The organism is Nonomuraea sp. NPDC050643 (assembly GCF_040654715.1).
In the GTDB taxonomy this organism is placed as follows: domain Bacteria; phylum Actinomycetota; class Actinomycetes; order Streptosporangiales; family Streptosporangiaceae; genus Nonomuraea.
In genome coordinates this window covers 198,302-216,797 of record NZ_JBFAIM010000013.1, presented here as the reverse complement: position 1 = coordinate 216,797, position 18,496 = coordinate 198,302, and the positions used below count along the sequence as shown (strand labels likewise).

Sequence of the window (18,496 nt, the reverse complement as noted above, 5' to 3'; positions counted from 1 at the left end):
TCGGGCGCTCTTGCTCAGTCGTTAGACGAAGGGGGGCTGTTGCATGGACATCATCGTCAAGGGCCGGCACACAGGAGTGAGTGAACGGTTCCGAGACCACGTGACGACCAAGCTGGCCAGGATCGAACGTCTGGACAACAAACTCATCCGAGTCGATGTGGAGGTGTCGAAGGAACGTAATCCGCGCCTCGCCGATCAGCGAGAGCGCGTCGAACTCACCATTCACTCGCGAGGACCGGCCATCCGCGCCGAAGCCTCGGCCGACGACCGATTCGCAGCCTTCGACGTAGCCCTCGACAAGCTGGAAGGACGCCTCAGAAGGCTGTCCGACCGGCGCAAGGTTCACCACGGCAACCACTGCCCACCCTCGGTGGCGGAGCTCACCGCCACTGTTCCCGATGTCGCAGACCTGGCCCCGCGGTCCGCGCCGGCCGTCCCCGAACAGGCCGAGCCCGACGAGGACGAAATGCGGCAGAAGAGCGACCAGCTCTACGACGACATCGTGCCGATCGAGATGGACGGCGACGGGCCACTCGTCGTCCGGGAGAAGTTCCATCGAGCGGAACCCATGACCATCGACCAGGCCCTGCTCGAGATGGAGCTGGTCGGACACGACTTCTACCTGTTCCGTGACAAGGAGAGCGGCCAGCCGTGTGTCGTCTACAACAGACGCGGTTATAACTATGGCGTATTGCGGCTCGTAGAGCCCTGATCGCGCGCTAAAAGATCTTCTCGACCACCCGGAACCGCGGTTCACGTGCCATCATGGCGGTTCAACGGCTCTGGCCCCCCGACGAGGAGGAGACGTGAGCGAGCTCAGTCAGGTTCAGTTGAGCGAGCGCTGTGAGGGTAAGACTGTCGCGAGGCGGATCAGGGAGGCCTCGTGACCGAGTCTGGCGAGACCCGTGCGCCGGTGAGCGAGCCGATCCGCGTCATGATCGTGGACGATCATGAGCTGATCAGGCGGAGCCTGGCGTTGGCGCTGGCAGCTGAGCCCGACATCGAGGTGGTCGGTGAGGCGAGCGACGGGCAAGAGGCGGTCGAAATGGCCGATCGCCTCATGCCTGACGTCGCCCTCATGGACGTCCGCATGCCGCGGCAGGACGGGATCGAGGCGGCGAAGGGTATCAAGGCCTCCGTCCCGAGCACCCGCATCATCATGCTGACGGTGAGCGACGAGGAAGAGGATCTCTTCGAGGCCATCAAGGCCGGAGCCACCGGCTACCTGCTGAAGGATGTCCAGATCAACGACGTTCCCGCCGCGGTGCGGGGCGTGCACGAAGGCCAGTCGTTAATCAACCCGGCGATGGCGGCCAAGCTCATCAGCGAGTTCCAGAACATGAGCCGCAAGGAGTCCGAGCGGCCGCCCCAACTCCCCGTCCCCCGGCTGACCGAGCGGGAGATGGAGGTGCTGAGGCTGGTGGCCAAGGGCATGAACAACCGCGAGATCGCCAAGCAGTTGTTCATCTCCGAGAACACCGTGAAGAACCACGTACGCAACATCCTCGACAAACTGCAGTTGCATTCGAGGATGGAGGCCGTGGTCTACGCGGTGCGGGAGCGCATGCTCGAGATCACCTGAGTGAGTGGACGGGCGCACGAGTGCGGCCGATCCAGGACCTGGATCGGCCCTCTGCCCCGTCACTGCGGACCGTTGCCCCGTTGCTCGTGCCGACCCCATCTCCTGCTCCCTCGCAGGTGCCGCCGCGGTGCGGCCCGTGCCGATGCTTCGCCGCTCCCTTGCGGGTGCCGATTCGTCAGCCTTCCACGCTGCACGCCCGTTCCCTTCGGGCGCCGACATGCTCCGGGCAAGGTGCCTCTGCGTCCGTTGCGGCGGGTCGATGCACTCCGGTGCGCCTTTCAACGGTTGCCGAGACAGGCGGATGCCCCGAGTCGCCCATCAACGGCCGTTGGGCGGGTCGACACCAACGGCCGTTGGGTCAGCCGATGCACTTTGAGGTAGGCGGATGCTTCCCAAGTCGCCCTTCTGCTCCGTCAGGGCCTGGTGGCGGGCGTCAGTGACGTACCCCCGCTTCTTGGAAGGTCCATGTGTGCGCGGGCTTCCGTCAGGACGTGGTGGCCGGCTTCGGCGAGCTGCCGCCCACGTTCCTTGAAGGGGGCCCATGCGGGACGCTCAATGTTGTGCCGGCGTGTTGAGCATGGGGACGAGCTCCTGGGGGTCGGCGCGTTCGACGCGTACGGAGTCACAGCCCACCCACTCGGCCGCCGACCACAGGGCCTCGCGCAGTGACTCGCCCCATCGGGCGGGCGACAGGCCGGGCTCCAGATGGACCTGCCTGGCCACCAGCGTGCGGCCCTCGCGGGCCGGGTCGACGCGGCCGATGAGGCGGCCTCCGGCCAGCACCGGCATCGTGAAGTAGCCGTGCACCCGCTTGGGCTTGGGCACGTAGAGCTCCAGCGTGTACGCGAAGCCGAACACCCGCTCCGTGCGGCCCCGATGCCAGATGAGCGAGTCGAACGGCGACACCAGCGTCGTACGGTGCCGCCCGCGCGGCTCCGAGGCGAGGGCCACGGGGTCGGCCCAGGCGTTGCCCATGCCCTTCTTGCCCGGCCAGCCGGGGACGGTCACCGGCACCAGCCCGGCCGCGCCACTGAGCAGCACCTCGTCGAGGATCGCCGCGTAGTGGCCCTTGAGGCGCAGGAAGTCGATGAGGTCGGTCCGGTTGGCGATCCCCAGCGAGCGGCCCGCGATGGCGGCCAGGCGGGTGACGCACTCCTCGTCGGACGGCTCCTCGGCCAGCAGGTCGGCGGGCACCACCCGCTCGGCCAGGTCGTAGACGCGGCGCCAGCCGACGCGGCGGCTGCAGACCAGCTCGCCGATGTCGAGCAGCCACTCCAAGCCGATCTTGGAGTCGGACCAGTCCCACCACGGGCCGCCGTTCTTGGCGCCGCCCACGTCGGAGGTCGTCAGCGGGCCGGACTCCCGCACCTGGTCGAGCAGCTTCTCCACACCGTCGGGGACCTCGTGCCAGCGGTAGCGCCTGTTGCGGAACGCGCGGCGCCGGAACGAATAGAGCGGCCAGTGCTCGATGGGCAGGATGCAGGCGGCGTGACACCAGTATTCGAAGCTCTGGGCCGGGTCGTGCCAGTAGGCCCGCTCGATCTTGGGCCGGCCGACCGCGCCCAGGCGGGCGTAGGCGACCAGTTCGTGGGAGCGGGCCAGGACCGAGATGGTGTCGAGTTGCACGGCGCCGAGCCTGCGCAACATGGCGTGCACCCCGCCCTTGCGCGCGTCGGCGCCGATGAAGCCCTGCGAGCGCAGGATGATCCGGCGTGCCTCGTCGGCGGTCAGGTCGGTCGCGACGGTCATGTCTGCGATCCGGGATGGCGATGCATGCGAGCAATCTAGCGGCGGCCACCGACAAAACCGACAAGCCCGTTCACGGACCACCTCCCCATGGAGCCGGGGCCCTGCTGGCGATGGGAAGGACCGGGCCCGCTCAACGGCCCAGGGCGGGCACGCTTCCCGGCGGTGATGAGGCCGAGGGGCTCACGAACCGGCAGGGGCGGGCCCACGGGATCGGAGGAACCGGAACGATCGGGACCGATGCGGGCGAACCACGGAAAGGGAGAAGCCGGAGCGCTCACCGGGCTGGCCTGGCCGGGCTCACACCTTCGGCTCATGCGGGTCGGGCTCATGTGGGTCGGGCTGGGCGGGCTCGGCGGGTTGGGCTCACCTGGGTTGGCCGGGTCGGACTCACCTGGGTTGGGCTGGTCGGGCTCATTGGGGTGGAGAGGCTGGAGCGTCCACACGCCGGTGTGGGCGAATTCGGGGGCCGGAGCGCTCGTGGAGCCGGTCTGGCTGGGTGCACGGAAAGGGTGGTCGCTGATCATGAGCCGGTGTGGCTGGACTCACGGGAAAGGGGAGTCGAGGTGTTCAGCGACATGGGTCGACGCGGGGGGACTCGCCGAAAGGGGATGGTGATGGGGGGCTTGGTGGGTGGGGTTAAACGTACATATGGTTTGAACTGGGAGTGTCTGGGAGGCTGCGCAGAGTATGGGGGTTCGTGAAACGGCGGGCGGCCCGGGTTGGTCGGGCGCCCGCCGGCGAAGCCTGCCTCAGCGGTGATCTTCGGCGTGCATGCCCACCCGGGGCGCGTCGATCACGACATCGGTGAAGATGTCGAAGACGAGGGCGAGGACGCCGCCGACGACGAACACCCCGGCGCCGATCCAGACCAGCGTCCAGTTGGCCGCCGTGAGCCCGAAGCCGGCGACGATGGTTCCCACCAGCATCACCGTCACCGCGAGCCACGAAGACGCGCGTCCGCCGTGGCTGCCGAGATTCTCCGTCTGCTCCGACTTCTTCCCCTCAACCATGGTTAATCCTTCCTTTGCCGGATATCCGCATATTGGCGCGACCGGCTCCTGACCGGCATACCCTCTGCCTTGCCCCCATTCTCCCAGACAAGTCCCGCGCCCTCGTCGTCACGGTGGCTGTGTCTGGTTGCGGAACCGCCTACGATGGCAACGGGGAAGTTTGTCTCGGCCTCTCCACCTGGCGGCGCCGCCGGGGTAGACCTGCGAGGAGCTTTACATAAAGTGGCAGCCATTCTCGACAAGATCCTACGTGCCGGCGAAGGCAAGATTCTGCGCAAGCTCAAGCGGATCGCAGACCAGGTCAACTCCATTGAGGACGACTTCAAGAGCCTGTCCGACGCGGAGTTGCGAGCGCTGACGGACGAATTCAGGCAGCGCTATAGCGACGGCGAAAGCCTCGATGATCTGCTTCCCGAAGCTTTCGCCACCGTGCGCGAGGCGTCACGCCGCGTGCTCGGCCAGCGTCCCTATGACGTGCAGATCATGGGCGGCGCGAACCTCCACATGGGCAACATCTCGGAGATGCGCACCGGTGAGGGCAAGACGCTGACCTGTACGCTGCCGGCGTACCTCAACGCCATCTCCGGCAAGGGCGTGCACGTCATCACGGTCAACGACTATCTGGCCAAGCGTGACGCCGAGACCATGGGTCGCATCCACCGCTTCCTCGGCCTCGAGGTCGGCTGCATCATCTCCGGCCAGCAGCCCGACGAGCGCCGAAAGCAGTACGAAGCCGACATCACGTACGGCACGAACAACGAGTTCGGCTTCGACTACCTGCGCGACAACATGGCCTGGTCGCTCGAGGAGTGCGTGCAGCGGGGACACAACTACGCCATCGTCGACGAGGTCGACTCGATCCTGATCGACGAGGCCCGCACGCCGCTGATCATCTCCGGCCCCGGCGAGCAGTCGGGCAAGTGGTACACCGAGTTCGCCAAGATCGTGCCCCGCCTGCGCAGGGGCGTCGAGGCGAAGAACCCGGGCGAGGAGAGCACCGGCGACTACATCGTCGACGAGAAGAAGCGCACGGTCGGCATCCTGGAGGCCGGCGTCGAGAAGGTCGAAGACTGGCTCGGCATCGACAACCTCTACAAGCCGGAGCACACCCACCTCGTCGGCTTCCTGAACAACGCGCTCAAGGCCAAAGAGCTGTTCAAGAAGGACAAGGACTACATCGTCGCCGACGGCGAGGTCCTGATCGTCGACGAGTTCACCGGCCGCATCCTGCACGGCCGGCGCTACAACGAGGGCATGCACCAGGCCATCGAGGCCAAGGAGAGCGTGAAGATCAAGGACGAGAACCAGACTCTCGCCACGGTCACCCTGCAGAACTACTTCCGCCTCTACGGCAAGCTCGCCGGCATGACCGGCACGGCCGCCACCGAGGCCAACGAGTTCCACCAGACCTACAAGCTGGGCGTCGTCCCGATCCCGACCAACCGGCCCATGATCCGCAAGGACCAGGCCGACGTGGTCTACAAGACCGAGGACGCCAAGTTCAACGCGGTGGTCGAGGACATCAAGGAGCGCTACGAGGCCGGCCAGCCGGTGCTCGTCGGCACCACCTCGGTGGCGAAGTCGGAGCGGTTGTCCAAGGCGCTCAAGCGGCGCGGCGTACAGCACGAGGTGCTCAACGCGAAGAACCACGCGCGTGAGGCGTCGATCATCGCCGAGGCCGGCCGCAAGGGCGCCGTCACCGTCGCCACCAACATGGCCGGTCGAGGCACCGACATCATGCTCGGCGGCAACTCCGAGTTCCGCGCCGACCTCGAGCTGCGCCAGCGCGGGCTCGACCCGGTCGAGACGCCCGAGGAATACGAGAAGGCCTACCCCGAGGCGTTGGAGAAGGCCAGGGCGGCGGTCCAGGCCGAGCACGACGAGGTCACCTCGCTCGGCGGCCTCTACGTCCTGGGCACCGAGCGGCACGAGTCGCGCCGCATCGACAACCAGCTCCGCGGTCGTTCCGGCCGTCAGGGCGACCCCGGCGAGTCGCGGTTCTACCTGTCGCTCGGCGACGACCTCATGCGCCTGTTCAACTCGGCCAGGGTCGAGATGATCATGACGAGGCTCAACATCCCCGACGACCAGCCGATCGAGTCCGGCATCGTCTCCAAGGCCATCGCCTCCGCCCAGCACCAGGTCGAGCAGCAGAACTTCGAGATCCGCAAGGACGTTCTGAAGTACGACGAGGTCATGGACCGCCAGCGCAAGGTCATCTACGCCGAGCGCCACCGCGTGCTGGAGGGCGCCGACCTGCACGAGCAGGTGCGCGGCTTCGTCGGCGAGGTGATCGAGGGCTATGTCCAGGGCGCCACCTCCGAGGGCTTCGCCGAGGAGTGGGACCTCGACAAGCTGTGGAAGGCGTTCGCGGAGCTCTACCCGACCTCGGTCCGCATCGAGGACCTCGCCGAGGAGGCCGGCGGCCGCGAGGAGCTGTCCGCCGAGCTCATCAGCGAGAAGGTCAAGGCCGACGCTCTGGCCGCCTACGACAGGCGCGAGGAGGAGTTCGGCCCCGAGGCCATGCGCGACCTGGAGCGCCGGGTGATCCTGTCCGTGCTCGACCGCAAGTGGCGTGAGCACCTCTACGAGATGGACTACCTGCGCGAGGGCATCGGCATGCGGGCCTACGCGCAGAAGGACCCGAAGATCGAATACGCCCGCGAGGGCTTCGAGATGTTCGCCGCGATGCTCGAGGGCATCAAGGAGGACTCGGTCGGCTTCCTGTTCAACCTCGAGGTGGAGGTTCAGGAGAACCCCATCGTCGAGGAGGAGGACGCGGTCATCGCGGAGACCCGCTCGATCATCGCGCGCGGGCTGCGCGGGCCTCAGCGGCCGGCGGAGCTGGAGTACACCGCGCCCGGTGAGCAGGGCGAGGTCGAGCACACCAAGGTCCGCACGACGCAGGCCGAGCGGGCGGCGTACGGGAACGTGGAGCGCAACGCGCCTTGCCCCTGTGGGTCGGGCAAGAAGTACAAGCGCTGCCACGGCGACCCGAAGCACGCGGTCTGACCTGGTTTTTCCCGGCCCCCACTTTCCCGCTGAATCGCGGGAGAGTGGGGGCTTTTCCTTACCCGTTCGTCATGCGGTCTCAAAGTCGGTGCACAACCATTGGACGCCGCGCCGTTCCAGGCGTACGGCCAGGACGTGATTGCGGTCGCCGCAGTGGACGAGGACGCACATTTCGATGGCGCCGTCCCTGGGCTCTTTCATGTGGACCGCTCCGGCGAACGGCGGTCGGTCGGCCTTGATCATCCGGCCCGCTCGCACCAGGTCCCGGTAGGCGCGGTCGGTGAGCCTGTCGGCGACGGTCTCCGGCGGGCGGCGGCCGGTGAGCACCTCGGCCAGAGCCTGCCCCAGGTGGCGGAGCCGGCGCTCGTCGGGTGTGGCGCCGGGCGGGCCCCAGACCATGGGGTTGAGCGCGAGGGCGCCGTCGGTCCGCGGGGTTCGGGGTGGAGGCCGGTCGTCATCGTAGGACGGCTCGGGGGTGGGGGTGATGCTGATGCGGGGGGCTGCTGACATGCCGGTCCTCCAATTCCTGAGCGGGAGAAAGAATCGATATAAGGAGTTTTCGGTTCGGCTCAGGAATACGAAAGTCACCAACTTCCATGATCGCCGCCCGGGTATGTCGGCTTTTGCGGCGCGAGAATGGCGGAAGCTGGATCCCCTCGGCGGTGGGCGCCGGCGGGTTTCGGGCGCCAGGCGCAGGCCGGTGGGCTACCCCAAAGTGTTCTGGTCAGGCGGTTGCTGGTTTTGGCGCGTGTCCTTTTCCAGGGGTTCGCGGCCGGGGGTGGGCAGGTCGAGGGCGCGGATCAGGAGGGTGAAGACGGCGTAGTAGAGCAGCAGGTAGGCCAGGCCGAAGGCGAGGATGAGGCCGAGGCCGTGGGTGTTGGACTTGCCGGCGTTCAGGAGCAGGTCGATGGCGCCGCCGGAGAAGGTGAAGCCGAGACGCGCGCCCAACTCGGCCATGAGGGCCATCGACAGGCCCGTCAGGAGGGCGTGGACGGCGAAGAGGGCGGGCGCCACGAAGATGAAGGCGAACTCCAGGGGCTCCGTGATGCCGGTGATGAAGGAGGTCAGGCCGGCCGACAGGAGGATGCCGCCCACCGGACGGCGGCGGGAGGGCGGGGCGGCTCGCCACATCGCGATGGCGGCGCCCAGGAGGCCGAACATCATGACGGGGAAGAAGCCGGTCATGAAGATGCCCGCGCCCTGCTCGCCGGCGAAATAGCAGTTCAGGTCGCCGGAGGCGTCCCTGGTCGCGCCGTGCACGCCAGCCCGGCACTCCGGGAGGGTGAACCAGACGATGGTGTTGAGGAAGTGGTGCAGGCCGACGGGGATGAGCAGGCGGTTGGCGACGCCGTAGATGCCCGTGCCCAGCGTGCCATGGGCCGAGAGCCAGTCGCCCACCTCCACCAGCCAGTCGGCGATCGGGTGCCACACCAGGCCGAAGACGACGCCCAGGGCGAGGGCGGCGACGGCGGTGAGGATGGGGACCGAGCGGCGACCGCCGAAGAAGGCCAGCCAGGCGGGGGGCTTGAGACGGTGGAAACGCTGCCAGAGCAGGGCCGCCGTGATGCCGACGAGGATGCCCCCGAGCACGCCCGTGGGGTTCTGGGCGCCGGTGTTCAGGGCCGGGGTGCCGTTCTCCAGGGTCAGGGCCACCTTGGCGTAGACCGCGCCCTCGCCGGCCGCGAAGAACAGGGTCTTGGTGACCAGGTCGAAGACCAGGTAGCCGACCAGGGCGGCCAGGGCGGTGCTGCCGTCGGACTTGCGGGCGAAGCCGATGGCCACGCCGACGGCGAACAGGAGTGGCAGGTTGTCGAAGAGGGCGCCGCCCGCCGCCGCCATCACCTTGGCCACCGGCAGGAGCCAGGGCAGGGTGCCGCCCAGTCCGTCCTGGCCGAGCAGGTCGTCCTGGCCGAAGCGGAACAGCAGGCCGGCGGCCGGGAGGACGGCGATGGGCAGCATGAGTGAGCGGCCGATGCGCTGCAGGACGGCGAAGACGGACGACCAGGTCGGGAGCATGGCCTGCCGGTCACCCCTCCCCGCACGAGCGTCCGTTCGCGTCGCGGGGGAATGGTGGGTTACTTCCCCTTGGGGGTCGTCGAGGAAACGCCGCCCGGGGGCGGGGCGGATTCGCCCGAGTCGACGTCCGGTTCGGGTTCGCGGCCGGGGGTGAGGATGTTGAGCCTGCGGATCAGGAACGTGAAGACGGCGTAGTAGACCACGCCGTAGATCACGCCCAGGATGAGGATCCCGGGTAAGTTCTCGGTGTTCGACTTGCTGGCGTTCAGGAGCATGTCGAGCAGGCCGGCCGAGAAGCCGAAGCCGAGCTGGCCGCCGATCAGCATGGTCAGCGCCATCGCCAGGCCCGTCAGGATCGCGTGGACCACCAGCAGCAGGGGCGCCACGAAGATGAAGGCGAACTCGATCGGCTCCGTGATCCCCGTGACGAACGACGCCAGCGCCGCCGACAGCATGATGCCGCCCACCGTGGCCCGCCGGTGTACGGGGGCCGCGCGCCACATGGCCAGGGCGGCGGCCGGCAGGGCGAACATCATGATGGGGAAGAAGCCGGCCATGAACTGGCCCGCGTGCGGGGCGCCGCCGAAGTAGCAGTTCCAGTCGCCGCCGAGCACCCGGCCGCCGACGTCGCACTGCGGGACGACGTACCAGACCACCGAGTTGACGAAGTGGTGCAGGCCGAGGGGGATGAGCAGGCGGTTGATCAGGCCGTAGATGCCGGTGCCGATCGGGCCGATGGCGGCCAGGGCCTCGCCGGCGTGGCGGATCCACTCGCCGATCACCGGCCAGAGCCAGCCGAAGACCACGCCGATGAGCAGCGCCACGATCGAGGTGATGATCGGCACGAACCGGCGCCCGCCGAAGAACGCCAGCCACGACGGCAGCTTGATGCGGTGGAACCGCTGCCACAGCATCGCCGCGACCAGGCCGATGACGATGCCGCCGAGGACCTTGGTGGGGTTCTGGAGGCCGTAGTTGATGCTCTCCTTGACGCCCTGCTCCTGGACCTCCTTGATGAGGACCAGGTCCCTGATGTCCGAGCCGAAGAACATCACCTTCGTCACCCGGTCGAAGACGAGGTAGCCGACCACGGCGGCCAGCGCGGTGCTGCCGTCGGACTTGCGGGCGAAGCCGATGGCCACGCCCACCGCGAACAGCAGCGGCAGGTTCTCGAACAGCGCCGCCCCGGCGGCCTCCAGCACCTCGGCCACCTGGTTCATCCAGGCGAACCCCGCCACGTCGGCCAGCCCGCCCGGCTCCGCGCCGTTGGAGCCGAGCATGTCGGGCTGGCCGAAGCGCTGCAGCAGGGCGGAGGCGGGCAGGGCGGCGATGGGCAGCATGAGGGAGCGGCCCAGCCGCTGGAGCACGGTCATCACGCGGGCGAACGGCGAAGGCCGGGCCGCGGCGGTGGTCTCGTTCACCGGACGTTCCTCCGAGGCGTGTGGGAGCCGGGCCTCTTCAGGGTGAAAACGGGGGAGCCGGGGCCGGGTGAGCCCTCAGCCCCGCCTGAGGGGCATTTCGAGCATCGTACGGAGCTGGTAGCGATCGGCGCGGTAGGTGGACACGCCCAGCTCCGCGCAGACGCCGCCGGAGAACGAGCGGCGCTGCAGCAGCAGCACCGCGCCGCCGCGCGGCAGCTTCAGCAGGTCGGCGTCGCTCGGGTCGGCGATGCCGCCGTCGATGGTGAGCTCGCCGGCGTCCATGACGAGGCCGTAGCGGCTCTCCAGCAGCTCGTACAGCGATCTGTCGGACAAGTCGTGGTCGGCCAGGCCGGGGGCGAGCTTGACCGGGATGTGCGCCCGTTCGATGGACAGCGGCTCCCCGTCGGCCGTCCGCAGGCGCTCGATGAAGTGCACTTCCTCACCCGGCTGGATCCCCAGCTCCTTGGCCAGGTGGGCGCTGGCGCGCACGATCCGGCGGTCGAGGTCGCGCGAGCCGGGGATCAGGCCGCGCGCCCGCATGTCGTCGGTGAACGACGTGAGCTGCAGGGCCAGCTCGATCTTGGGCCGGGCGACGAACGTCCCCTTGCCCGGTACGCGGTGCAGCCGGCCCTCGGACACCAGGTGGTCCACGGCCTGCCGCACGGTCATCCTGGACAGCCCGAAGCGCTGGCAGAGCTCACGCTCGGACGGGATCGCGGCCCCGATGCTCAGCTCGTCGCTGTCGATGAGGTCCAGCAGGATCTCGCGAAGCTGGAAGTACTTGGGCACCGGGCTGTCCGGATCGATGTGCGCCACGGATCCTCCCCTCGATCGTGACCTGGGCAATGAGCTATGGTTCGTACTGGTCTAGTCCGGACTAGACCACATGACGCGAAAGACGGTCAAGTCCGCTCCCCGAGAAGCCTGAGGTAGTAACCCGAGATGACCACGAAGATGCGCAGCGAGATCGCCGAGCAGCCGGTCGCGCTGCGGGCCACGCTGGACGCCCTGCTGCCCAAAGTCAGTGAGATAGAAGCCATGGGCGAGCGGGCTCGCCAACTCCTGTTCATCGCGCGTGGCACCTCCGACAACGCAGCAGTGTACGGGCGTTACCTGGTCGAATCGCACGCAGGCCGCCTGTCGGCGCTGGCGGCGCCCTCGATCGCGACGACGTACAAGCGCAGGCTCGACCTGGACGGGGTGCTGGCGGTCGCCATCTCCCAGTCGGGGCGGACCGAGGAGATCGTCGAGACCCTGGCCTGGGCGAAGGACTGCGGGGCCAGCACGGTCGGGATCACCAACGGGGGCGAGGACAGCCCGCTGGCCCAGGCCGCCGACGTGGCCCTGTGCACGGTGGCCGGGGAGGAGAAGGCCGTCCCGGCGACGAAGACGTACACGACGCAGCTCGCGGCGCTGGCGGTGCTGGCGCTGGGGCTCGGCGCGGACGTGGACGCGGACGACCTGCGGCGGGTGCCCGACGCGGTGGAGAAGCTCATCGCGGAGCCCGGCGACCTGGAGGCCGTCGTCGAGGGCCTGCTGGACAAGCCCGGCGTGGTCGTGTCCGGGCGCGGGCTGGCGTTCTCGACCGCGCTGGAGACGGCGCTGAAGCTCAAGGAGGCCTGCTACCTGCACGCCATGGGCCTGTCGTACGCCGACCTGCTGCACGGCCCGATCGCCGTGGTCGACGCCGACACCCCGGCCCTGCTGGTGGCCGCCGAGAACAGCCCCACCCTCCAGGGGACGGTCGCGCTGGCCGAGCGGGTGGTGGCGGCGGGCGCGGCGGCGTACACGATCGGCGGGGGCACCGCGCTCGCGCAGGCGGGCACGGCCGCGCTGAACGGGCCCGACCTGCCCGAATGGGTGGCTCCGATGGGGCTGATCGTGCCCGGCCAACTGCTCACCGAGGCGCTGGCCCGCCGGCTCGGAATCGACCCCGACGCGCCGCGTGGCTTGAACAAGGTCACCCAGACCGACTGATCTAGCCTGGTCGAAGTGCTAGTCCTAGGGAGGACCTGATGGCGGCGGATGTCAACGCGATCATCGCCGGGCTGGGCGGCGCCGACAACATCATCGAGATCGAGCCCTGCATCACCCGGCTGCGCACGGAGGTGCACGACGCGTCCAAGGTCGATCAGGCCGCACTGAAGGCGGCCGGCGCGCACGGCGTGATGGCGGCGGGCAACGTCGTCCAGGTCGTCGTCGGGCCGGAGGCGGACACGATCGCCAGCGACATCGAGGACATCATCGGCTAAAGGGCGAGACCATGACGACTGTTCTCGCCCCGGTAGAGGGGGCGGCTGTGGGGCTGGCGGCCGTGCCCGATCCGGTGTTCTCCGCGGGCATGGTCGGGCCGGGGACGGCGATCGATCCGCTGAGGGGGCCTGGCAAGGCCGTGGCCCCCATCGCAGGAAAAATAATGAAACTGCACCCGCATGCGTACGTCATCGTGGGGGACGACGGCAAGGGCGTACTGGTGCACCTGGGCATCGACACGGTCCAGCTCAAGGGGAGGGGATTCCGGCTACTGGCGGCGGAGGGCGACAGGGTGAGCGCCGGCCAGCCGGTGGTGGCCTGGGACCCGGCGGCCATCGAGGCGGGCGGCCGTTCGCCGGTCTGCCCGGTCGTCGCGCTCGACGCCCTCGCCGAGTCCGTCACGGCGGTCGCGGAGGGGGCGGTGCACGTGGGGGACGCGCTCTTCCGATGGGAATAGCGGCCGGCCCCGGCGGGCTTGAGCGCGCGAATGAGCCGTCAGAATAGGCAAGCCGCCCGGATATGCCCGTTATGGGCGGGCGCCACTGTACGAGGGTCCGGCTGGTCTGGACCGGCACATGAGGAGGAGCAGCAAGATGGGTGAGCGCAAGGTCACCGTGGCCGCGGCGGTAGGGCTGCACGCCCGGCCCGCGGCGACGTTCGTTCAGCGGGCCAAGCAGGCCCCGATGGACATCACGGTGGCGAAGTCCCACGGTGAGGGCCCGGTCAACGGCAAGAGCATTCTCGCGATCATGGCACTCGACGTCCGTCAGGGCGAGACCGTCGTGATCAGCGCGGACGGCGAGGGCTCGGAGGAGATCCTCGACGAACTGGCCGAGATCGCCAGTAAGCCATGAACCTGAGGGGGGTGGGGGTCAGCCCGGGGATCGGGCACGGGCCCTCGTACGTCATGTCCGCCTCTGTGCCCGAACCCCCCGAGGGCGCCACGTACACCGGTGAGGCGGAACAGGAGAAGGAGCGCGCGATGGCCGCGCTCACCCGGGTCGCGGGCGAGCTGGAGGCCCGCGGCAACCAGGCGGGCGGCGAGGCCGCGGAGATACTCAAGGCCCAGGCGCTGATGGCCGAGGATCCCGGCCTGGTCGTGAAGGTGAGATCGCTGATCGACCGCGGCCTGGCCGCGCCCCGGGCGGTCTTCGAGGCTTTCACGAGATATCGGGAGATGCTCGCCGGGTCCGGCGGATTCCTGGGCGAGCGGGCCGCGGACGTGGCCGACATCAGGGACCGCGTGGTCGCGCTGCTCTACGGGCACTCGATGCCGGTGGTGCCGGCCGCGCCGGCGGAGCCGTACGTGCTGGTGGCCAGGGATCTCGCCCCCGCCGACACCGCGCTGCTGTCCAGGGAGCAGGTGGCCGCGTTCGTCACCGAGGAGGGCGGCCCCACCAGTCACACCGCGATCATCGCCAGGGCCATGGGGGTGCCCGCCGTCGTGGCCTGCCCGGGCGCGACCGGCATCCCGCCCGGCGTGCGGGTGATGGTGGACGGGAGCACCGGTGAGGTACGCCTGGAGCCCGCCGACGCCGACGTGGCCGACGCGGCGGCCGCCGCCACGGCCAGGCAGGCCGCGCTGGCCTCGTGGCAGGGCCCCGGCGCGACCGCCGACGGGCACGAGGTGCCGCTGCTGGCCAACGTGGGCGGGCCGGGCGAGCTGGCCGACGCGGTCGGCGCGGGGGCCGAGGGCATCGGGCTCTACCGCACCGAGTTCCTCTTTCTCGGCCGGTCCGAGGCGCCGGCGGAGGAGGAGCAGCGCGAGGCGTACCGGGCGGCGCTGGAGGCGTTCCCCGGCGGCACGGTGGTCGTGCGGACCCTCGACGTGGGCGCGGACAAGCCGCTGGCGTTCCTGCCCGTGCCCGCCGAGCCGAACCCGGCGCTGGGAGAGCGCGGGCTGCGCAGGTCCAGGAAGTTCCCCGAGGTGATGGAGGCGCAGCTCGGCGCGCTGGCGGCGGTGGCCTCCGAGCGGCTCCAGGTCATGGCGCCGATGGTGGCCACGGCGGAGGAGGCCGCGTGGTTCGCCCGGACGTGCCGGGCCAAGGGCCTGGGGGAGGCCGGGGTGATGATCGAGATCCCGTCCGCCGCGCTGCGGGCCGCCGACCTGCTCGCCGCCGTGGACTTCGTCTCGATCGGGACCAACGACCTGAGCCAGTACGCCTTCGCCGCCGACCGCGGGCTCAGCGCCATGAGCGCGCTGCACGATCCGTGGCAGCCGGCGCTGCTCGGCCTGGTCGCCATGGCGACGGGTGCCGCGCGGCAGGCCGGCAAGCCGTGCGGGATCTGCGGCGAGGCGGCCGCCGATCCGGCGCTGGCCTGCGTCTTCGTGGGGCTCGGGGCGAGCACGCTGTCGATGGCGCCGTCCGCGCTGGCCGCCGTACGGGCCGGGCTGGGCGCGCACACGCTGGAGCAGTGCCGGCAGGCGGCGCGCGCGGCGCGGGAGCAGGACACGGCGGCCGACGCGCGCGCGGCGGCTCGCGAGCACCTGCCCGAGTTGGACAGGCTGGGCCTGTAATCGCGGCGGGGGATCCGAGGGGGGTCGTCGGGTGGATACCTTTGGAGTCATGCTTCGACGGATCGGTACGGTAGGGCTCCTGGTGATCGCGATCACCGCGTGCGGCGGTGGCGGCGGCTCGGCGCAGACGGCGCCCACCGGGGGCAAGGCCGCCCCGCCCGCCCACACCCCTCCCCAGAGCCCGCCTCAGGCCCAGGTGAGCCCGGTCGCGCGGGCGCTGTCGAAGATGAGCGTCGAGGAGAAGGTCGGCCAGCTCTTCATGCCCGTCCTGTACGGCACCGCCGCCGACACGGTCTCGGGCGAGAACCAGGCCAGATACGCCGCCCAGACCCCGGCCAAGGTGGTCGCCAAATACCACCTGGGCGGCGTGATCCTCTTCCCGCACAACGTCAAGGGCGTCGGCCAGGTCGTCGGCCTCACCAACGGCCTGCAGCGCTCCTCCAGGAAGATCCCGCTGCTCATCGGCACCGACCAGGAGAACGGCCTGGTGTCGCGGATGTCCGCGCTCATGACCGACTTCCCCGGGGCCGCCGAGATCGGCGCGACCAAGGACCTCGACCTGTCGCGGGCCGTGGCCAAGGCGACCGGCGACGAGTTGCGCGCGCTCGGCGTCAACCTCGACTTCGCCCCGGTCGCCGACGTCAACGTCAACCCGCGCAACCCCGTCATCGGGCGGCGGGCGTTCGGCGACGACCCGAAGCGGGTGGCCAAGATGGTCGGCGCGGCGGTCAAGGGGTTCGGCGACGCGAAGATCGCCGCCACCGCCAAGCACTTCCCCGGGCACGGTGACACCTCGGTCGACAGCCACACCGGGCTGCCGGTGATCAAGCACACGAAGGCGGAGTGGGAGCGGATCGACGCGCCGCCGTTCAGGGCCGCGATCGAGGCCGGGGTCGACGCGGTGATGAGCGCCCACATCGTCTTCCCCAAGCTCGACCCGTCGGGCGACCCGGCCACGCTGTCCAAGGCCATCCTGACCGGGCTGCTCAGGGAGAAGCTCGGCTTCAAGGGCGTGATCTCCACCGACGCGCTCAACATGGAGGGGGTGCGCAAGAAGTACGACGACGGGGAGATCGCGGTGCGCGCGGTGCTGGCCGGGGCCGACCTGCTGCTCATGCCCAACGACCTGCCGAAGGCTTACCGGGCGGTGCTGGCGGCGGTGAAGTCGGGCCGGATCTCCAAGGAGCGCCTCGACCAGTCGGTCACCAGGCTGCTCACGCTCAAGCAGACCAGGGGAGTGCTGACCGAGGCCCCCGTCGTCTCCGCGCAGGAGGCGGCCGGCGTGCTGCGCTCCCCCGAGCACCGCAAGCTGGCCGCCCGCGTCCCGTCCTAGTGCGCGCCGCGCAGCCCGCTGGCGATGAACATCCCGGCCAGCATGGCGAACAGGAACGCCTGCAAGAACTGGATGAACATCTCGAACGCCGTCATCACGATCGTCATCAGCACGCCCAGCACGCCGAGGCCGGCGCCGAGCGGGGTGAGCCGCTCGAACAGGAACCAGAAGCCGACCGAGCTGAAGAAGGCGACGATGATGTGGCCCGCGAACATGTTCGCGAACAGGCGGATGACGTGGGTGAACAGCGAGGTGAGGAACACCTCGGCGAGGATCATCGGGGCGTAGAGCCCGTACGCCCAGCCGGGCAGGCCGGGCAGGTGCACGATGCCGTGCAGGTAGCCGCGTACGCCGTGGTGCCTGACGCCCAGGTAGAGCTTGATGCCGTACACGCTGAGCGCCAGCACCGCCGGGAAGGCGATGTGGGCGGCGACCGGGAACTGGACGAACGGGATGATGCCCATCAGGTTCCAGATGAGCACGGTCAGGAAGATCGTGAGGAGCAGGCCCATCCAGCGGTCGGCGTCCTTGCCGAGGTTGGGCTTGGCGATCTGGTCGCGTACGAAGACGTAGGCGTACTCGCCGATGCTCTGCCAGCCCCGGGGGATGATCTTGGGCTTGGCGAACGCGGCCCAGCACAGGGCGATGGCGATGACCGAGCTCAGCAGGGCGATCAGAACGGGTTTGGTAAACCATCCGGGGCCGCCGGGGATGATGGGGGCGAACTGGAAGAGTTCGAGGCCCGGGGCGGTCCATTGGTCAGGGGAGGTGATCAGGATCGTCGTCCGCACGGCGGTCCCTTCAAGATAGCGGTTTACGCTGGGAAGACACCCTAACCGGATATTTCGGACGACCTTTTATGGGGTTATATCCATATATAAAAGTGTGGGCCGCGGTAAAGCTATTTCCGTGACGCTCTACTCTAGAACGATGGTTACGGGTGTGCTCATCGACTGGGGCGGTGTGCTGACGAGCAGCCTCACCGACTCCATCGCGCGGTGGATCATGGCTGACCGCATCGACGGCGACCACTACCGCGAGGTCATGCGCCGGATGATCGACCACGCCTACGGGAACGGCGACGGCGAGAGCATCGTGCACGCGCTCGAGCGCGGCGAGCTCGACGGCCCCTCCTTCGAACGCGACCTCGCCGCCCGGCTGCTGACCGTGGACGGGGAGCCGCCGGTGGCCGAAGGGCTGCTGGACCGCATGTTCGCGGGGTTCGAGCGGGTCGAGGCGATGTACGACATGCTCCGCGACGTACGGGCCAACGGCGTCAGGACCTGCCTGCTGTCCAACTCCTGGTCCAACACCTACCCCCGGGACGACTGGGACGAGATCTTCGACGCGGTCGTGATCTCCGGCGAGGTCGGCATGCGCAAGCCCGAGGAGCGCATCTTCCGCCACGCGCTCGTCCAGATCGGGCTCGCCGGCGAGGAGTGCGTGTTCATCGACGACATCGAGGCCAACATCGTCGCGGCCCGGGCGCTCGGCATCGCCGGGATCCACCACCGCGACGCGCCCACGACCATCGTGGAGCTCGAGTCCGTGCTGCGGCTCACGCTGCGCCGGGCCTGAAACCGGCCTGCCTGACCAGGCGCT

General features: G+C 69.3%; 17 protein-coding genes. 10 read left to right on the top strand and 7 right to left on the bottom strand.

Features of this window, described 5'->3' with window-relative positions; all coding sequences use genetic code 11:
- The first annotated feature begins 43 nt into the window (after positions 1 to 43).
- Positions 44 to 712: a ribosome-associated translation inhibitor RaiA gene (gene raiA, locus AB0I15_RS19585; RefSeq protein WP_358096987.1), complete on the top strand. Its 669-nt coding sequence runs from the start codon at positions 44 to 46 to the stop codon at positions 710 to 712.
- Positions 713 to 934: 222 nt separating this feature from the next.
- Positions 935 to 1,582, top strand: a complete 648-nt coding sequence (locus tag AB0I15_RS19580; protein ID WP_358097070.1) for a response regulator transcription factor — start codon at positions 935 to 937, stop codon at positions 1,580 to 1,582.
- Positions 1,583 to 2,134: 552 nt separating this feature from the next.
- Here the strand turns inward: AB0I15_RS19580 and AB0I15_RS19575 are convergent.
- Positions 2,135 to 3,331 (bottom strand): crosslink repair DNA glycosylase YcaQ family protein, encoded by a 1,197-nt coding sequence (locus AB0I15_RS19575; RefSeq protein WP_358096984.1) that lies wholly within the window; start codon positions 3,329 to 3,331, stop codon positions 2,135 to 2,137.
- A gap of 749 nt (positions 3,332 to 4,080) precedes the next feature.
- The gene (locus tag AB0I15_RS19570; protein ID WP_358096981.1) at positions 4,081 to 4,341 is read right to left on the bottom strand and encodes an HGxxPAAW family protein; all 261 of its coding nucleotides are present in this window, start codon (positions 4,339 to 4,341) and stop codon (positions 4,081 to 4,083) included.
- A 222-nt stretch (positions 4,342 to 4,563) separates the two neighbouring features.
- On the opposite strand from AB0I15_RS19570, the gene secA reads away from it, so the two are divergent.
- Positions 4,564 to 7,353 (top strand): preprotein translocase subunit SecA, encoded by a 2,790-nt coding sequence (gene secA, locus AB0I15_RS19565; protein ID WP_358096978.1) that lies wholly within the window; start codon positions 4,564 to 4,566, stop codon positions 7,351 to 7,353.
- A gap of 69 nt (positions 7,354 to 7,422) precedes the next feature.
- Here secA and AB0I15_RS19560 read toward each other — a convergent pair whose 3' ends face one another.
- The 4 genes from AB0I15_RS19560 to AB0I15_RS19545 form a co-directional block, all read right to left on the bottom strand.
- Positions 7,423 to 7,863, bottom strand: a complete 441-nt coding sequence (locus AB0I15_RS19560; protein WP_358096975.1) for an Rv3235 family protein — start codon at positions 7,861 to 7,863, stop codon at positions 7,423 to 7,425.
- 195 nt (positions 7,864 to 8,058) lie between these two features.
- A complete protein-coding gene (locus AB0I15_RS19555; RefSeq protein WP_358096972.1) occupies positions 8,059 to 9,369 on the bottom strand; it encodes a PTS transporter subunit EIIC in 1,311 nt (436 codons plus the stop codon).
- Positions 9,370 to 9,428: 59 nt separating this feature from the next.
- Positions 9,429 to 10,790, bottom strand: a complete 1,362-nt coding sequence (locus AB0I15_RS19550) for a PTS transporter subunit EIIC (protein ID WP_358096969.1) — start codon at positions 10,788 to 10,790, stop codon at positions 9,429 to 9,431.
- A gap of 75 nt (positions 10,791 to 10,865) precedes the next feature.
- Entirely contained in the window at positions 10,866 to 11,606 is a 741-nt protein-coding gene (locus AB0I15_RS19545; RefSeq protein WP_358096966.1) for a GntR family transcriptional regulator, read from the bottom strand.
- Positions 11,607 to 11,732: 126 nt separating this feature from the next.
- On the opposite strand from AB0I15_RS19545, the gene AB0I15_RS19540 reads away from it, so the two are divergent.
- From AB0I15_RS19540 to nagZ, 6 genes are all read left to right on the top strand, one after another.
- Positions 11,733 to 12,767: an SIS domain-containing protein gene (locus tag AB0I15_RS19540; RefSeq protein ID WP_358096963.1), complete on the top strand. Its 1,035-nt coding sequence runs from the start codon at positions 11,733 to 11,735 to the stop codon at positions 12,765 to 12,767.
- A gap of 38 nt (positions 12,768 to 12,805) precedes the next feature.
- Positions 12,806 to 13,042: a PTS glucose/sucrose transporter subunit IIB gene (locus tag AB0I15_RS19535; RefSeq protein WP_352349299.1), complete on the top strand. Its 237-nt coding sequence runs from the start codon at positions 12,806 to 12,808 to the stop codon at positions 13,040 to 13,042.
- A gap of 11 nt (positions 13,043 to 13,053) precedes the next feature.
- On the top strand, positions 13,054 to 13,500 hold the full coding sequence (locus AB0I15_RS19530) for a PTS glucose transporter subunit IIA (protein ID WP_358096960.1): 447 nt from the start codon (positions 13,054 to 13,056) through the stop codon (positions 13,498 to 13,500).
- Positions 13,501 to 13,636: 136 nt separating this feature from the next.
- Positions 13,637 to 13,897, top strand: a complete 261-nt coding sequence (locus AB0I15_RS19525; RefSeq protein WP_358096957.1) for an HPr family phosphocarrier protein — start codon at positions 13,637 to 13,639, stop codon at positions 13,895 to 13,897.
- Positions 13,894 to 15,561, top strand: coding sequence for a phosphoenolpyruvate--protein phosphotransferase (gene ptsP, locus AB0I15_RS19520; RefSeq protein WP_358096954.1), 1,668 nt, complete (start codon positions 13,894 to 13,896; stop codon positions 15,559 to 15,561). The genes AB0I15_RS19525 and ptsP overlap by 4 nt, the downstream gene beginning before the upstream one ends.
- A gap of 49 nt (positions 15,562 to 15,610) precedes the next feature.
- On the top strand, positions 15,611 to 16,894 hold the full coding sequence (nagZ, locus tag AB0I15_RS19515) for a beta-N-acetylhexosaminidase (protein ID WP_358096950.1): 1,284 nt from the start codon (positions 15,611 to 15,613) through the stop codon (positions 16,892 to 16,894).
- Here the strand turns inward: nagZ and atpB are convergent.
- A complete protein-coding gene (gene atpB / locus AB0I15_RS19510; protein WP_358096947.1) occupies positions 16,891 to 17,685 on the bottom strand; it encodes a F0F1 ATP synthase subunit A in 795 nt (264 codons plus the stop codon). The two genes, nagZ and atpB, sit on opposite strands and share 4 nt — an antisense overlap.
- Positions 17,686 to 17,824: 139 nt before the next feature.
- Here atpB and AB0I15_RS19505 point away from each other — a divergent pair, with 139 nt between their 5' ends.
- On the top strand, positions 17,825 to 18,472 hold the full coding sequence (locus tag AB0I15_RS19505; protein WP_358096944.1) for an HAD family phosphatase: 648 nt from the start codon (positions 17,825 to 17,827) through the stop codon (positions 18,470 to 18,472).
- Positions 18,473 to 18,496: the final 24 nt, after the last annotated feature.

What these genes read in the sequence shown, in the direction of transcription:
- raiA (WP_358096987.1), top strand. Translation starts at nt 44, where the DNA reads ATGGACATCATCGTCAAGGGCCGGCACACAGGAGTGAGTGAACGGTTC.
- AB0I15_RS19580 (WP_358097070.1), top strand. Translation starts at nt 935, where the DNA reads ATGATCGTGGACGATCATGAGCTGATCAGGCGGAGCCTGGCGTTGGCG.
- AB0I15_RS19575 (WP_358096984.1), bottom strand. Translation starts at nt 3,331, where the DNA reads ATGACCGTCGCGACCGACCTGACCGCCGACGAGGCACGCCGGATCATC.
- AB0I15_RS19570 (WP_358096981.1), bottom strand. Translation starts at nt 4,341, where the DNA reads ATGGTTGAGGGGAAGAAGTCGGAGCAGACGGAGAATCTCGGCAGCCAC.
- AB0I15_RS19560 (WP_358096975.1), bottom strand. Translation starts at nt 7,863, where the DNA reads ATGTCAGCAGCCCCCCGCATCAGCATCACCCCCACCCCCGAGCCGTCC.
- AB0I15_RS19555 (WP_358096972.1), bottom strand. Translation starts at nt 9,369, where the DNA reads ATGCTCCCGACCTGGTCGTCCGTCTTCGCCGTCCTGCAGCGCATCGGC.
- AB0I15_RS19540 (WP_358096963.1), top strand. Translation starts at nt 11,733, where the DNA reads ATGACCACGAAGATGCGCAGCGAGATCGCCGAGCAGCCGGTCGCGCTG.
- AB0I15_RS19535 (WP_352349299.1), top strand. Translation starts at nt 12,806, where the DNA reads ATGGCGGCGGATGTCAACGCGATCATCGCCGGGCTGGGCGGCGCCGAC.
- AB0I15_RS19530 (WP_358096960.1), top strand. Translation starts at nt 13,054, where the DNA reads ATGACGACTGTTCTCGCCCCGGTAGAGGGGGCGGCTGTGGGGCTGGCG.
- AB0I15_RS19525 (WP_358096957.1), top strand. Translation starts at nt 13,637, where the DNA reads ATGGGTGAGCGCAAGGTCACCGTGGCCGCGGCGGTAGGGCTGCACGCC.
- ptsP (WP_358096954.1), top strand. Translation starts at nt 13,894, where the DNA reads ATGAACCTGAGGGGGGTGGGGGTCAGCCCGGGGATCGGGCACGGGCCC.
- nagZ (WP_358096950.1), top strand. Translation starts at nt 15,611, where the DNA reads ATGCTTCGACGGATCGGTACGGTAGGGCTCCTGGTGATCGCGATCACC.
- AB0I15_RS19505 (WP_358096944.1), top strand. Translation starts at nt 17,825, where the DNA reads ATGGTTACGGGTGTGCTCATCGACTGGGGCGGTGTGCTGACGAGCAGC.